Raw genomic sequence first — 16574 nt, forward strand, 5'->3', positions numbered from 1 at the left:
CACTTTGATTAGTAATTAGTGAATAACCAATTATGAAAATAAAATATTAGATAAAATTTAACATATTTGTCGTAAGGCATAGGCTTGTATAAATCTTAAATTTGTAGGGTAGACCAGGTAATGTAAAAAGTAATAAGTAAGAGCTCTTGAAAAAATTCAGCAAAGCTGAATTTTCACCACAACTATTACTTCTTATCTATTACCTATCACTTATCTACAAGTTCTGATTTATCTAACAATTAAAGTTATATATTCTTATATATAAATCCTAATCATACCTACGTATTTACTCTGACTGCCACCAATTAAAGATTTTCCGTAACGTAGTGAAGGAAAATCATCATTTAGCAAGCCATCTCCCCCCAAAAATAATGTACGTATGAACTGAAAAATCTGTCTTTAAGGTAACAATAAATATATTTTTTAGACTATCGAGCTAGCCTTAGAAATTCTTTGTTTTCAAATTCCAATACCCGTTAAGAAGCTCTCATGTTTGAGCGTCGTCAGAAGCGAGTTTCAAAGCTTTAGGGTATTGAAATTTGAAAACATTAGAATTTCTTGGCGTATTGCGAGCAATCTAAAAAATATACTTATTGTGCACTTAAAGACAGATTTTTCTTATTGTACTTACTTCATACTTTATGCTTTAAGATTCTAGTTCTTCGTACTTTTTAAGGGATTTTCTAACAACTCCCATTAATCCTAATAATGCAATTACGTTTGGTATGACCATAAGACCATTGAATGTATCTGCTAGTTCCCAAACCAACTTAACTTCCATAGTCGTACCTACAACTATGAATATTAAAACAAGTAATCTATATAAAGGCAATCCTTTCTTACCAAACAAATATCTAATGTTAGCTTCTCCAAAGAAATACCATCCAACTATAGTAGAGAATGCAAAGAAGAATAAAGATACAGCAATAAATATATTTCCAAAATTACCAAGTCCCAATTCAAATGCTTTTTGAGTTAACTCTATTCCTGTAGTGTGACCATCTAATGCACCTGTAGTAAGTATTACAAGAGCTGTTAATGTTAATATTATAAAAGTATCTATAAATACTCCAACTATAGCCATTAAACCTTGCTCTTCTGGATGCTTAACCTTTGCTACTGCATGAGCATGAGGAGTAGAACCCATACCTGCTTCATTTGAAAATAACCCTCTAGCCACACCGTATCTAACAGCTTCTTTTACTCCAACACCTATAAGTCCACCAGTAGCAGCTTTAGGATTAAATGCACCTACAAATATCATTTTGAAAGCTGGAAGAATATTTGCCCAATTAGCTATTACTATAAATAAACTTCCTACTATATATAAAAGAGCCATTATAGGAACTAGTTTCTCAGTAACAGATGCTATTCTTCCTATACCACCTATAAATATGAGACCTGCTAATGCTGCAGTAACTATACCCACTATTAATGTAGGAACATTAAATGCCTTTGAAAAAGCTGTTCCTATAGAATTTGCTTGCACCATGTTTCCTATAAAACCCAATGCTATTATTATACTAATAGAGAAGAAGCCTGCTAAGAATTTACTATTTAAACCTTTTCTTATATAGTAAGCTGGTCCTCCCGTTATTTGGCCATCAACTTTTTCTTTAAAAACTTGAGCTAAAACTGCTTCTCCGAATATTGTACCCATTCCAAAGAAAGCACTTAACCACATCCAAAATATAGCTCCAGGTCCTCCCGCTGCTATAGCTGTTGCTGCACCAGCTAAATTACCAGTTCCAACTTGAGCTGCTATGGCAGTAGCTAATGCTTGAAATGAAGACATGCCATCTTCACCGGCTTTTTTACCCTTTAAAGATATGCCACCAAATGCCTTTTTAAATGCTACTCCAAATTTTCTTACTTGAACAAACCTTAATCCAAAGGTAAATGCCACTCCTGTGCCACATAACAGGAATATTAAAATATAATTCCAAAGTACTTTGTTGATATTTTGTACAATTTCTAGCATACAAAACTACCTCCTTATTATTTATAATAATAATAATATATCCTACCTGTATTTATATATTCTATACCTGGTCTTTTTTTCCCTTCTACTTTCGCATATTTTTTGATACTTTTTTAATTTTTTTTAAACTTTTTGACAAGTTAACAACCACCACTCCAAGTGGTGGTTTATTTTCAGCCCTATAAGGGCTTTTTACCAGCCACACCTAAAGGTGTCTTTCACAGGCCATGGTACTTACAACCTCTAAAGAGGTATTATCTTAAACCATCTTCCTGCTTATCTTTCTCCTCTTGATTTTTTATATATTCTAATATTGTTTCCTCGTCTACGTTACCTACACTTGAAACATAGTACCCTTTTGCCCAAAAATGTCTATCCCACTTTGATGTTTTATTTGGGTACTTATCAAATATCATAAGTGCACTTTTACCTTTAAGATAACCCATAAATTCTGATATACTTAATTTGGGTGGAATACTTACATACATATGTATATGATCCTTGCATATCTTCCCTTCTACCAATGTTACTCTTTTCATTTCACATAACTTTCTCAATATCTCTCCCAAATCTCTTTTTATATTGCCATATAATATCTTTCTCCTATACTTTGGTATGAAAACTATGTGATACGTGCAATTCCATCTACAATGTGATAAACTACTATTGTCCATTTGGACCGCCTCCTCTGTTTTTGATATGGCCTGCGAAACCAATATCATTATAACATAGGAGGTTTTGTATTATTCCATGTAACGCTACTGCTTACCCTATTCTCCCATGCATAGCATGGGGATTAATTTTGTCATTTATTTATTACGTCTAAAAAGTACTTTTTAATATTTTTTGCTTTATTTTCCTTACTTAGTTTTATTTAATTATAGTTATAGTAATAAAATCTAGTGGAATATTGACATCAATAAAACAAAAAAATCGCCATTAATTAATGACGATTTTTTTGTTTTATCAATATATTTAATAGCTTAATCCCTGTTTTCTATTCTACAATATTTTAATTCTATAGATTTAGCAAACTCAGAATATCCTGTTATCTGTCCAGATACTGTTATAATATCTCCCTTTTTTACTTTACCTTTAATTGACTTTTCAAACTTGCATTTTATAAAAAGATTAATGTCATTAGACGTTTCCATATTTACTGGACATTTTATTGTATCAAAAAATTCATTTACTTCATAAGCTTTTAAAGTCCATTTTACATATTTGCCCTTATTTGTTTCATAAAATTTTATCATATTATCTTTTACTTGTTCTTCTGAAATATTCTTTTCTTTTTTACTTAATAAATCTTCTGAAGATGTAGATACATATTTTCTTTCCCTATTTCTCTCTATTATAGATGTAAAATTCGTAATTACAGTGGCAAAGATTATTATTATAAAAATTATCGCTATCAAGTAACTTAATCTACTCTCTGCTTTATATCCCTTTAACATTTTTTCCTCCTATTTATTATAATAAAACCACTTTATATAATATCACTTAATTTATTAAAAATATAATTAATCTGAAAATTAACATTATTGAGTACAAATATATATTTCCCTTGACATAAAAATAATATTTATTTATACTTTGTTTATAAAATACTTTGAAAATCAAAATATTTGATAATCCAAATAAAAAGGAGATTTTAACATGAGTTTACCTTGTTTAACTATAGGTCATTTAAAGGCTAAATTGCCAATAATTCAAGGAGGAATGGGCGTAGGAGTATCTCTATCTCGTCTTGCTTCCGCAGTAGCTACTGAGGGTGCTATTGGCGTAATTTCTGGTGTTGGCATTGGTTTTAGAGAAAGTGATTTTTTAAATAATTCTAAAGAAGCAAATATAAGGGCTTTAAGAAAAGAAATTTTAAAAGCTAAAGAATTAAGTTCCAATGGAATTATTGGAGTTAATATATTAACCGCTTCTAATGAATTTGAGGAACTAGTTACCACAGCCTCTGACTCCGGGGCAGATTTAATAATTTGTGGTGCTGGACTACCCACAAAATTGCCTGCATTGGTAAAAAATAAACTAACTAAATTAATTCCCATAGTCTCTTCTGCAAAAGCAGCTTCAATAATAACCAAACTTTGGAAGAGAAAATACAACTATACTCCTGATGCTTTAATCGTTGAAGGCCCTAAAGCTGGTGGACATTTAGGCTTTTCTAAAGAAGAATTATTTAATAGAAATAAAAATTTACAAGACATAGTAAAAGAAGTTATTAAAATTATAAAACCCTTTGAAGAAGATGCTAAAAAGAATATTCCAATAATAGCTGCTGGAGGAATATATAGTGGAAAAGACATTGCTGAATTTATAAAGCTAGGTGCCTCTGGTGTACAAATGGGCACTAGATTTGTAGCTACAGATGAATGTGATGCACATATAAATTTTAAAAATGCTTATATAAATTCAAAAAAAGAAGATATAGACATAGTAATTAGCCCTGTGGGCATGCCTGGAAGAGCTATAAGAAATTCTTTTATAAATTCCTTGGAAGCGGGAAAAAAAGTTATAGATAAATGTTATAGATGCTTAAGCCACTGCAATCCTAAAACTACACCTTACTGTATATCTAAAGCTCTAATTAATTCCGTTGAAGGAAATGTGGATGAAGGACTTATATTTTGTGGTGAAAATGCTTACAAATTAAAAGAAATAGTACCAGTTAAAACACTTATAAAAGCTTTATTAATGGAAGCTGAGGAAAATTAAAGAGGCTGATATTTTCAGCCTCTTTTTTATACACTTTCCTCTTCCACGCTTTGTTCTTCTTTTTTAGCATAAAATACTGCACCTATGACTCCTTCTGGATCACTTATTATTTTGAAATCTTCATTTTCTTCTATTTGTTTTACAGTAATTACATCCCCATTAACTTTATCTTCTATGTTTATTATAAAGCTTTCTGGAATGTTTACAGCCTTAGCTATTACTTCTACTTCTGTTAGTTGAGTTTGTATTGTAAGCCCTCTATTTTCTATACTTGCTCTTCCTTCAAACATAATAGGTACAGCTTGTCTTATTTCTTCATCCTTTGATGCTACTAGCACATCAATATTATATATTTCCTCTACATTGATTGGATTTCTTTGGATGTTCTTTATAACCCCATATTTTTTGTCATCTTCTAATTTTATAATTAGCTTTGCACTATCTCCACTGTTTTTTAATATTTTCATCATTTCAGCTCTTTCAAACTTCACTGGACGAGATTCTCTAATTTCTGTGCCATACAATACTCCTGGTATGTATCCAGCCTTTCTTGCCTTGATACCTTTTTCATTTCTTTCTAAAGCAGTTATACTGTTCATACCTCATACCTCCTCATAATTGTTTAATATGTACATAGTGTCTTTACGTAATTGTATCAATATAAGGCATTCTTGTCAAACAGTTACTTTTATTACATCCATGTATATTTTATGAATAAATTGTAAATACATTTTTCACACTTTTAATTAAACACTGAATATGTAAAAGATATATAAAAAAATACCAATCCTACAAAATATAAAACTGGTACTTTTTTATTCTATTTATATGCTGTTTAAATTAAATACCACTAATGTAATATCAATAATATAATATCAGTGGTTTACCAATATCTACACCCATACTCATCAAGTGATTTCTTAATATTTAACTACTCATACTTATCTATTATTTCAGAGATTTTATCTAAAGCAGCTATAAGTTCATCAATTTCACCACAAGTTATTCCTTGTTCTAAACCTGTTGGACTTTCCTCATCTATTATGTGTTCTATTTTATTAATAGTGTCTTTTAGCATTTCTTTTGCTTTTGAATATTTTTCATTCATTATTTTATTTCTCCTCTTTTAATAGTTTTGTGTCATATTTAACTGAAGTAACACTTGATTTAATTTTAACTAATATGCTTTTATTATATCATATAATGTATTTCAAAACTACAAAGTTTCAAAACATAATGCGTGGTTAAGATTTACGAAATAACTTACTTATGCTAAACTATATAGCATATATAAATGAATTTGACTATTACTATGTGTCTTTTTCCTACTCATTACAAAATTGCAGTGAAACCTATAAGAATAAGCTCAAATACGTTATACACTTTATAATTTAGCCTACACTTTTAATAGAGTATATATTTTTTAATAACTTAACTTTTGCAGTCATAAAATAAAAATTTTAAATTAAAACCATTTATTTATCTAATGTAGAACTTTAAATTTATATGCAAAAGTTGAGTAATTAACTTTATAATTATTTTAAATGTTAATGTATGGAGGAATAAGTATGAAAAATTTAAAGGAATCATTAAAAAAACTTCTTAAAAGATATCTTGTTGACGGATTAAGTTACATGGCTTTAGGATTATTTTCTTCATTAATAATAGGTCTCATACTATCTCAAATTTCTAAAATTCCTGGTTTGAACTTTCTAGAAGAGTTTTCTACAGTTATTTCAGCTAAATCTCCGGTGGTTGGTTCTGCCATAGCTGTTGCAATAGCTTGGGGATTTAAATGCAGCCCACTAGTAGTATTCTCCTCCGCCACCACTGGAGCTTTTGGATACACCTTAGGTGGTCCTGTAGGAGCATACGTAGCTGGTGTAGTTGGCAGCGAAATTGGAAGTTTAGTTTCTGGGAAAACAAAAATCGATATTATTATTTCACCTGCAATTACTATTATATGTGGATGTATTGCTGGTAAATTTGTTGGCCCCTTTGTCTCTACTTTTATGGAGGATTTAGGGCATATAATAAATTTAGCAACTACACTTCATCCCATTCCTATGGGCATAGCTGTATCAACTTTAATGGGTCTTGCACTTACAGCTCCTATTAGCAGTGCCGCCATTGCCATATCACTTAAAATGTCTGGATTAGCTGCTGGTGCAGCTACGGTAGGTTGCTGTGCCCAAATGATCGGATTTGCCGTAGCCAGTTACAAGGAAAATAAAGTTGGAGGTTTAATATCTCAAGGTGTTGGTACATCCATGCTCCAAATATCTAATATAATAAAAAACCCCCTAATTCTAATACCACCAACCTTAGCTGGTGCTATATTGGGTCCTATATCCACAACTATATTTAAATTAGAAAATAACCCTTTAGGGGCTGGTATGGGTACTAGCGGATTAGTAGGTCCTATTGGTACTTTTGCTACTATGAATTCCTATAAATCATCCATTACATTAATAATATACATAGCAATTCTTGAATTTATAGCTCCAGCAATACTTACTATTATATTTTCTACACTTATGAGAAAAAAAGGATTAATAAAAGACAACGACATGAAATTAAATCTTTAATATATAAAATTAGCATGTAAATTAGCTTGCGTAATTAATTTACACTTAATTTCCACATAAGTAATTAACCACAGTAAATTCTTCTTTTTCATAAGGAGCTGTGGCACTAAGAATAAATCCTATGATATATTGTGTTAACTTTAAACTTGCAAAACAATATATTGCATGTAAATTTCTTAATGCTACAGCTCCTTTTTTCAGAACTTTTTTTATGTACTCTCATATTATATATTAAAATTATAGGTTATAAATTGTATACTATATATTATATGTGATTACTTATTAATTTTTTTATCACAAATAGTGTACAAAATATAATAAAATGATATAATTAATATGTGCTATTTTAATAATATTTTGAGGGGGAAAAGGCATGACCTTCTGTGACGAAAATAACATAGATTTGATTAAAGAAGATTTAAGGTATTTAGAATTATTGGCAAAACAGTATCCTTCTATATGTTCTGCTAGTACAGAAATTATAAATTTGCAAGCTATACTTAATCTACCTAAAGGAACAGAACATTTTATCAGTGACATACATGGCGAATATGAATCTTTTACCCATGTATTAAAAAATGCTTCTGGAGTTATTAAGCGAAAAATAAATGATGTGTTTGGCAATTCCCTAAGGGAAAGAGAAAAGGAAAGCTTAGCAACCTTAGTTTATTATCCAGAACAAAAATTAGAACTTATAAAAAAGGATGAAACCAATTTAAAAGACTGGTACAAAATAACTCTTTATAGACTTATAGAATTATGCAGAGAAGTTTGTTCAAAATATACTCGTTCAAAGGTAAGAAAGGCATTACCACAAGACTTTGCGTATATAATAGAAGAACTGCTTCATGAAGGAAACAAAAAAGTAAATAAACTAGAATATTATAATGGAATTATAGAAACCATAATTGATATAGATAGAGCCGATGAATTTATTACAGCTATTTCAAAAGTAATTCAAAGACTAGTAGTGGATAGACTTCATATTGTAGGAGATATTTATGATAGAGGTCCTGGTGCTGATATAATTATGGAGAGATTAATAAAACATCACTCCTTAGATATTCAATGGGGAAATCATGACATACTTTGGATGGGAGCTGCAGCAGGTTCAAAATGCTGTATAGCTAATGTACTTAGAATATCTTTAAGATATGCTAACTTATCTACTATAGAGGATGGATATGGAATAAACCTTCTTCCACTAGCTACTTTCGCTATGAACCATTATGAAAGTGACCCTTGTAGGGGTTTTAAACCTAAAACTTTAGACAAGCAGATTAGTGAAACAGATACTATTTTATTTTCAAGAATGCATAAAGCCATATCTATTATGCAATTTAAGCTAGAAGGCGAATTAATAAAATCCCATCCGGAATTTTTAATGGATGATAGATTACTTCTAGATAAAATAGACCCTGAAAAAGGCATCATAAACTTATATGGAAAAACATATAAAATGAATGATACCAACTTCCCTACCATTGATTGGAAAGATCCTTACAAGTTAACCAAAGAAGAACAATGCCTAATAAATAAATTAACTAATTCCTTTGTAAACAGTGAAAAACTGCAAAGACATATACGGTTTATGTACAGCAAAGGAGGCATGTATACGGTTTATAATTCTAATTTATTATATCATGGCTGTATACCTCTTAATGAAGATGGATCTTTTAAGGAAGTAAAAATTGCCCATGACAAACATAAAGGGAAAGAACTGTTGGATGCTTTAGATAGATATGCAAGAGAAGCATATTTCTTTAAATATGATAAAAAATCTAAAGCCTATGGAATGGATATATTGTGGTATTTATGGTGCGGTCCTGATTCTCCAGTGTTTGGTAAAGAGAGAATGACTACCTTTGAAAGATATTTTATAGATGATAAAGCAACTCATAAGGAAAAAAAAGATAGCTACTATAAATACAGGGATAATGATGAGATATGCAATAATATACTAAGAGAATTTAATCTAGCTCCAGATTCCTCTCATATAATAAACGGTCATATTCCTGTTAAGTCTAAAGAAGGAGAAAGTCCTATAAAAGCTAATGGCAAACTTTTTGTAATTGACGGAGGCTTTTGTAGAGCATATCAGCCACAAACAGGTATTGCTGGTTATACACTAATATATAATTCCTATGGACTGCTGCTTACCTCTCATGAACCTTTTGAATCTATGCAAAAGGCTATAAAAGAAAATAAGGATATTCTTTCTTCCACTATAATACTAGAACATGTGACTAGTAGAAAAAGAGTGGCAGATACGGATATAGGTAGCGAGATAAAAAAACAAATTAAGGATTTAGAAATGCTTTTAATTGCATATAGAAAAGGACTTATAAAAGAAAAAAAATAATTATTAATCCCCAATACTAGTACCTAATCACCAACGTCGCTAAACCACTATTTAGTGGATAGTACTTGATGATTGCACTGGTTATTGGGGATTTCATTATACTTAACAATTGCCGCGACTATTGGAAATTATTCATTATATTTAATGATTGCCACTGGTTATTGTGGATTATTCATTATGCTTCAGCTGTAATTTTCTCAGATTCATCCAAAATTTCTTTGTGCTTATTTAAAACTTCCTGAAGCTTATTTTGGAATATATCCCTATTTTCTATAAAGGGAAATACTACTTCCCAAGTAGGATTATACGTATCATCTACTTCTTCTATGGATGTTATCATTTCGCCAAATTCTTCTCCATTGTAATTATCATATATTGCATCAAATTCACTATCTTCTACATCCCTATCTGTAGTCAACTTCAAGTGAATAATTTCTGTATCATTTTCCTTTACTAAATAAATTCCATCCACTAAGTTTCCATTTTCCTGAAGTGTATAGCTATTTATTTCCTTTTCTAAATATCCTGTTTCTTTATTTCTCTCCATTAAAATTACAGTGGTTTCTTCCATCATAAAGCAATTCCTCCTTTTATCTTTATTAATTTTCAAAACTAAGATTTATTTTATTATCTTTCAATATTAATTTAGCACTAAATACATTGCCCTTTTTAGATTTAAAGCCAGAAATTACATCTGTGCTTCCAGTTTGTATTAGCTTTTGAACCTGTTGTCTAGGTATTTTAACTCCGCAAATTTCTCCTATAAAGAACTTACATCCTTCTGTCCATTTGTTGCACCCATAGCCTTTTTTATTTTTAACTATGTGTCCATTGTGGCAAAAAGGGCATATGCCTAGTACCTGTTGAACTTTTTCTTTATCCAGTTTTAAGTCATTTTCTTGTAAAACTCTATTAAAGAGTCTTTCCCCTTCAATTACTCTACTTCCCTTTAATACCTTTTGCACATTGCCTTGTATGTATTTCTCTAATTTATCCATAAATTCATTTGGCTGAATTTCCTTTTCTGCCACCATACCTAATCCTTTTTCCCAACTAGCTGTAAGTTTAGGGTTTAATAGAGATGGAATGGATTTTCTTATGACCTCGTATATCATTTCACCCTTAACTGTTGGAGTTACAACCTGAGTTTTATTATTAGTTCTTATATATTCTATTCTATTTAATTTTTTTAATATTTCAGCTCTAGTGGCACTAGTACCTATACCGCTTCCCCTTATCTGTTCTCTAAGCTCTTCATCCTCTATAAGCTTACCTGCATTCTCCATGGCTATTATCATAGTTCCTGATGTATATCTCTTAGGAGGAGAAGTTTTTCCCTCTTTAATATCCATGTTCTCTACATTTACGCATTGTCCCTTTTTTAAGCTTTTAAAAAATTCTGGTGAAAGAGCATTTTTATTTTCTTTTTCATCTCCTAAAACCTCTAAATATCCCTTGGAAGTACAAGTTTTTGCATTGGTAAAGAATCTCTCATCTCCTACCTTGGTTATAAGCGAAAACTTTGTATATTTAGCATTGGGATAAAATATGGCTAAAAATCTTCTAAGTACTAATTTGTAAACATCCCTCTCTAGGGGCTTTAATCTACCATAGTTTTCAAAGCCTTCTCCTGTAGGAATAATGGCATAGTGATCTGTTATCTTTTTATCATTTACATATTTACTTTTTATAATCTTATTATTCCACTTTTCTTCTAAAATCTTCTTTGAAAATCCTACTGCCTCTTCATCTGCTTTAAAGAATGTAAGTTTCTTTAAGTTTTTATGAATTTCCTTTGCTACTGCAGTAGATAAAACCCTAGCATCGGTTCTTGGATAAGTTAATAGTTTCTTTTCATACAAACTTTGAACTGTACTAAGTGTCTTATCAGGATCTATTTTGAACCTTTTGGAACATTCATTTTGAAGTTCTGCTAAGTTAAATAAAAGAGGTGGATTCTTATTTTCAATCTTCTTTTCAACATTTTCTATAAGCGCCACTTTATTTTCATCTTCACCTTCATCTAAACCATTTAAAATTTCCTTTATGAATTTTTCTGCTTCTTCCTTCTCTTTAAAACCTACTTCACTGTATAGTTTAGGAGAGCTGTAATACTTAGAGCCCTCTACTGCTTTCCATTCTCCTTCGTAGTTGGAGTTTTCATCTTTATTAATATTTAGGAAAGCTATTATTCTGTAAAAAGGCGTTTCCTTAAATTCTCTAATTTCTCTCTCTCTATCTACTACCATGCCTAAAACACAAGACATTACCCTGCCAACTGCCACTACTGAATTATCTGTATTTATAGAATTAGAAAGAGTTTTACCATATATAATGGTCAAAAGCCTTGAAAAATTGATTCCAAGTAAATAATCTTCTTTAGCTCTTAAATACGCTGAATCTGCCAATGCATCATATTCCTCTAAGGGCTTTGCTTCTTTTATTCCCCTTTTTATTTCTTCTTCTGTTTGAGAGTCTATCCAAACCCTTCTCTTTTCCTTTTTAGGATTTCCAACCATCATGTCTACTAGTCTATATATATATTCCCCTTCTCTTCCTGAGTCTGTACAAACATATATTTTATCTATATCTTCTCTTAAAATAAGTTCCTTAACTATATTAAATTGCTTTGCCACTGCAGGAATTATTTCGTATTTGTATTCCTCAGGTAAAAATGGCAATGTGTTTAAGGACCATTTTTTAAGCTCTGGATTATAGACCTCTGGATAACTCATGGTTACCATGTGACCTACGCACCAGGTGAAAACTGCCTTGTCACCTTCCCAGTATCCATCTCGCTTATTTCCTTTTACATTTAAAAGTTTTACAAATTCCATGGCTACAGAAGGCTTTTCTGCTACAAATAACGATTTACCCATTAAAAATCCTCACAATCTAATTAAAGTCCTAAGTTTATATTGTCTTACTTATGTTCTATTCTCCTATTAATATTATTTATTATTTCCTCTGGATACCCCAAATACTCAAGTATCTTAACTGCATTTCTAGTAGGTGATATACCTTCTTTTATTTTGTACTCAAAATTCAATCCTTCTTTAGTTACATTTTCAGTAAAGTAATAGTTATAATAAGTTTCCCTTACCATATTGGTTATCTCTAAATCATGAGTAGCCACTATTACTAAACAATTATTTTTAGCTAAGTAATCTAAAATCTCTGCAGCAGCATTTACTCTTTCCACAGGATTTGTACCCCTAAATATCTCATCTATTAATGTAAGTATAGGATAGTTATTAAATCCAGAGGATTTTATTATTCTTTGGAGAGCTTCTGCTTCACCTAAGTAGTAGCTTTTTCCTTCAGTTATATTGTCATTTACACTTATGGAAGTTATAACTCTAAAGAAACTTCCCCTATATTCCTTACATATACATGTATATATAGTTTGTGCAAATAATGCATTTATTCCTACAGTTCTCAAAAATGTGGATTTACCAGACATGTTAGAACCGGTTATTATTATATTATTATCCATATTCAAAGAATTACATACAGCATTCTCTATTAATGGATGGCTCACTTCTTTTAAAATAAGCTCATTGCTTTCATTTACAAATATAGGTTCTGTATACTCTTTTAACTCCTCCCTATAAGACCCTATAGAAATAAAAGAATCTATTTTACCTAAATTTTCATATATTGTTTTTATGCTTTCCCTTTGCTTTTCTACTTCCTTAACTACAGAAAAATATGATCTAGTCTCCATCAAAAAGAATATATTTATGTAATCTAAAAGTACATCCACCCCTTCAGTTCCTGCCATGGCTATAGATGCAGAGCTTTTCATAAGTTTACTGCATTTTCTTATTTCTTCTTTTAAAATATTTATCTCTTCTATGTTTTTACTAGAATTATTTAATGAAGATATATTTTTTGCAGCAGCTAAAACCCTGTACATATACTTTATACAAGAAGTATCTGCCCCTATTCTCTTCTTAACCTTTGAGTGAATAGATAAATTTATAAAATATATACCAAATACTGCCAAAACACCTATGGAAGGATTTTTCTCTACAGCATATATAACTGCTACTAGTGCTGTTAATGCAAGTACATCCAATATTACTTTTAAAACTTTTGAATATTGAAATTTTCCATTTAAAAATTCAATAAAAGTAGCTTTTCTGTCCTTACCTAACTTATCTAAGAAAAATCTAATTTTATCTCTTAATTCCTCATTATTTCTAAAATGCTCTATTTTTTCTCCTGTTCTTTTAAGTTTACCTTGACTAAAACACGGATTTCTAAGCATATAATAAAGATATTGTTCCCCTACAGTAGACAAAGTCCTGTCCAATTTTAAAAATACCTTATCCATGTCCAAATCTAGCCAGGTTTGTTCATCTATGTAAAATTCTTCTTCATTTTTTAATATGTCAAATAACTTTCTAATATGTTCAAAATTTCTCTTCTTACTAACTTCATTTCCCCATTGATTTCTTAATTGGCTTATTCTTCTATAGCTTTTCATTTTTAAATAAAAATAAATACCCAAACATATTAATACAACAGCCGGAATTATTCCAAAAGCATATACTTTATTAATTTCTATATTCATTATGGAAATATATCCCATTACAATTCCTAAAATTATTGAAATTGCTGAAAATAAGCTAAATATATTTTCCACTTTTCCTTTATTATAGTTTTGCATAAAGCACCTCCTCAGTAAGTATATTATATCTCAAAATCACCTTTGTGTGGCTATTTTACCTGTTTTTTATTTTTAAGAATTTAAGCTGACGCAAAATAAAAAACACCAAGTTCAAAACCTAGTGTTTCAAGTGTGCGACCAAACCGATAAGCCGAGTTCTGTCGTGAACAGTCATCTATCTAGGCCTATTGTTACCAATAGGCTCAAGCGATCTTACCCGGAGACAGAGCGGGCAACTCCATATGTCCCTCTATTCGATCTTGCTCCAAGTGGGGTTTACATAGCCGCAAAGTCGCCATTGCGCTGGTGAGCTCTTACCTCGCCTTTCCACCCTTGCCAAGCAGCTAAGCTGCACTCATGAAGTAAACTTCATTCTGGCGGTATATCTCTGTTGCACTTTCCTTCAGGTCACCCTGACTGGGGGTTACCCAGCACCCTGCCCTACGGAGCCCGGACTTTCCTCTCCCAGATACTATCTGGCAGCGACTGTCTAGCTTACTCGCAAATATTATAATATCACAGCCATAAATTTAAATCAAGTTATTTGTAAATGTATATAATGTATTATATTCCTGTATTTTCATAATGCAAAGTTCGTAGTCTAAAAACATATATAACACTATATCTATAATGCGATTATCCCACAAAAAGTATTACATTACTTGAATTATGAAATTTCTCTGGAATGAGTTGCATAAGAAGCGAAGGAATTATTTAAACTTATATACCCTGCTAGTTTTTTCAGATATAATTATTTCCACATCATATTCTTTTTCTTTTAGTTGTTCCTGAAGTAATTCACCAAACATTTTAAAAGCTGGCCATTCTGTTTCAAAATGTCCAACGTCAATTATACTTATGCCCTCTTCCGTATAATCACTGGCATAATGATAGGTAGTATCCCCTGTTATTATGCACTGAGCACCTAATTTTTTCGATATACTAAAAAAATCTTCCCCACTGCCATTGATAACTGCAATTTTATTTACTTTCCAGCTTTCATCTCCAGTATATCTTATAAATGGTATGTGAAGCTTACTTTTCACCATTTTACATAGTTCCTTAATGGATATAGCTTCATCTAAAATAGCTAATCTTCCAACGCCTGTTACATTATCCCCTGGTTCTCTTGCTATAGACAATTCCATAGTTGAATAATTTTCAAAGCCTAGCTTTTTCATAATCAAACTATTTAACCCACCGTATACAGAATCTAAATTTGTATGACTGGAAAGCAAATTTATATTATTTTTAATTAATTCTATTGTTTTCTTTCCTTGTAAAGTGTCCTTAGTTATGGATGAGGGTCTGTTAAAAAACAAAGGATGATGAGTTAAGATTAAATTACATTTTTTATCTACAGCTTCTTGTATTACATTTAAAGTGCAATCCAAAGCTATTAATATACCTTTAACCTCTTCTTCACCATCTCCCACCATAAGGCCTACATTATCATAACTCTCCTTAAATTTTGATGGGGCGTAATTTTCCATTATTTCTTCTATATCTTTAACTCTTAAAGACATGAAATCAGCTCCTCTAATTCTTTTAGTTTATGACTTATCTGAATTTTTCTCTTTTTAGCCAACTCCGTATCATCTTTTATTAAATTTAATATTTTTTTGTACTTATTAACTAAATGAATTAAAAAATCCTTTAACAGAGGATGCTTCTTTTCTATAAGCTTTTGTCCAACCTCATAATATATCTCTTTTATGTTTACAGGTTTATTATTAAATTTAACCTTAATTATTTGATAATATTTTTCATCTTCAAAACACAATTCCTCATCTAAAATTTCATATCCTTTTTTATAAATAAATTCTCTTAGAACCTCTGGATTTTGCACAGGTTGAAGCACTGCATATTGAAGATTTTTAAAAACATTTTCATGTTCTAAAATAATATCCCTTATGAGATTTCCACCCATACCAGCTATAACTACTACATCTACCTCTGAAGTTCTTACCGTTGAGAAACCGCCACCTAATCTGCATTGAATTTTTTCTTTTAATCCCTCCATTGCTACATTAAGCCTGGCCTTTTCTACAGGACCTTTGTTTATATCAGATGCTATAGCTTTATCACAAATTTGTTTTTTTACTAAATATATTGGGATATAGGCGTGATCCGTACCTACATCTACTAAAACTTCACATTTATCCACCATGGAAGCTATAGTTTTTAATCTTATACTTATATCCAATTTCATCATCCTACTCTAAAAATTTAGTATCCTAC

General features: G+C 30.7%; 13 protein-coding genes and 1 other RNA gene. 3 read left to right on the plus strand and 11 right to left on the minus strand.

The window, feature by feature from the left end; genetic code table 11:
* Positions 1-646: 646 nt before the first annotated feature.
* The 3 genes from CC89_RS01080 to CC89_RS01090 form a co-directional block, all read right to left on the minus strand.
* Complete coding sequence (locus CC89_RS01080; protein ID WP_035288108.1) at positions 647-1981, minus strand: alanine/glycine:cation symporter family protein; 1335 nt, start codon at positions 1979-1981, stop codon at positions 647-649.
* Positions 1982-2235: 254 nt separating this feature from the next.
* The gene (gene tnpA / locus CC89_RS01085) at positions 2236-2655 is read right to left on the minus strand and encodes an IS200/IS605 family transposase (RefSeq protein ID WP_035288110.1); all 420 of its coding nucleotides are present in this window, start codon (positions 2653-2655) and stop codon (positions 2236-2238) included.
* A 309-nt stretch (positions 2656-2964) separates the two neighbouring features.
* Positions 2965-3438, minus strand: coding sequence for a hypothetical protein (locus tag CC89_RS01090; protein ID WP_035288112.1), 474 nt, complete (start codon positions 3436-3438; stop codon positions 2965-2967).
* A 202-nt stretch (positions 3439-3640) separates the two neighbouring features.
* Between CC89_RS01090 and CC89_RS01095 the strand changes: the two genes are divergently transcribed.
* Complete coding sequence (locus tag CC89_RS01095) at positions 3641-4708, plus strand: NAD(P)H-dependent flavin oxidoreductase (protein ID WP_035288114.1); 1068 nt, start codon at positions 3641-3643, stop codon at positions 4706-4708.
* A gap of 26 nt (positions 4709-4734) precedes the next feature.
* On the opposite strand, the gene CC89_RS01100 is transcribed toward CC89_RS01095, so the two are convergent.
* Both CC89_RS01100 and CC89_RS20245 read right to left on the minus strand, forming a co-directional pair.
* Complete coding sequence (locus CC89_RS01100) at positions 4735-5307, minus strand: 50S ribosomal protein L25 (RefSeq protein ID WP_035288116.1); 573 nt, start codon at positions 5305-5307, stop codon at positions 4735-4737.
* Between the two features lie 332 nt (positions 5308-5639).
* Positions 5640-5816: a hypothetical protein gene (locus CC89_RS20245; protein ID WP_185750634.1), complete on the minus strand. Its 177-nt coding sequence runs from the start codon at positions 5814-5816 to the stop codon at positions 5640-5642.
* A 460-nt stretch (positions 5817-6276) separates the two neighbouring features.
* On the opposite strand from CC89_RS20245, the gene CC89_RS01105 reads away from it, so the two are divergent.
* Together CC89_RS01105 and CC89_RS01110 are read left to right on the plus strand one after the other, a co-directional pair.
* Entirely contained in the window at positions 6277-7296 is a 1020-nt protein-coding gene (locus CC89_RS01105) for a PTS sugar transporter subunit IIC (protein WP_035288118.1), read from the plus strand.
* A gap of 373 nt (positions 7297-7669) precedes the next feature.
* Entirely contained in the window at positions 7670-9658 is a 1989-nt protein-coding gene (locus tag CC89_RS01110; RefSeq protein ID WP_035288121.1) for a fructose-bisphosphatase class III, read from the plus strand.
* Between the two features lie 175 nt (positions 9659-9833).
* Here CC89_RS01110 and CC89_RS01115 read toward each other — a convergent pair whose 3' ends face one another.
* From CC89_RS01115 to CC89_RS01135, 6 genes are all read right to left on the minus strand, one after another.
* Complete coding sequence (locus CC89_RS01115; RefSeq protein ID WP_035288124.1) at positions 9834-10232, minus strand: DUF6762 family protein; 399 nt, start codon at positions 10230-10232, stop codon at positions 9834-9836.
* A 25-nt stretch (positions 10233-10257) separates the two neighbouring features.
* On the minus strand, positions 10258-12537 hold the full coding sequence (locus CC89_RS01120; RefSeq protein WP_035288127.1) for a type IA DNA topoisomerase: 2280 nt from the start codon (positions 12535-12537) through the stop codon (positions 10258-10260).
* 44 nt (positions 12538-12581) lie between these two features.
* The gene (locus CC89_RS01125) at positions 12582-14333 is read right to left on the minus strand and encodes a MutS-related protein (protein ID WP_051931365.1); all 1752 of its coding nucleotides are present in this window, start codon (positions 14331-14333) and stop codon (positions 12582-12584) included.
* A 131-nt stretch (positions 14334-14464) separates the two neighbouring features.
* Positions 14465-14835: RNase P RNA component class A (gene rnpB, locus CC89_RS19365), an RNA gene on the minus strand.
* A gap of 208 nt (positions 14836-15043) precedes the next feature.
* A complete protein-coding gene (locus tag CC89_RS01130; protein ID WP_035288129.1) occupies positions 15044-15859 on the minus strand; it encodes a Nif3-like dinuclear metal center hexameric protein in 816 nt (271 codons plus the stop codon).
* Positions 15850-16539 (minus strand): tRNA (adenine(22)-N(1))-methyltransferase, encoded by a 690-nt coding sequence (locus CC89_RS01135; protein ID WP_035288132.1) that lies wholly within the window; start codon positions 16537-16539, stop codon positions 15850-15852. The genes CC89_RS01130 and CC89_RS01135 overlap by 10 nt, the downstream gene beginning before the upstream one ends.
* Positions 16540-16574 lie beyond the last annotated feature (35 nt).

The organism is Clostridium sp. KNHs214, from assembly GCF_000744935.1.
In the GTDB taxonomy this organism is placed as follows: Bacteria; Bacillota; Clostridia; order Clostridiales; family Clostridiaceae; genus Haloimpatiens.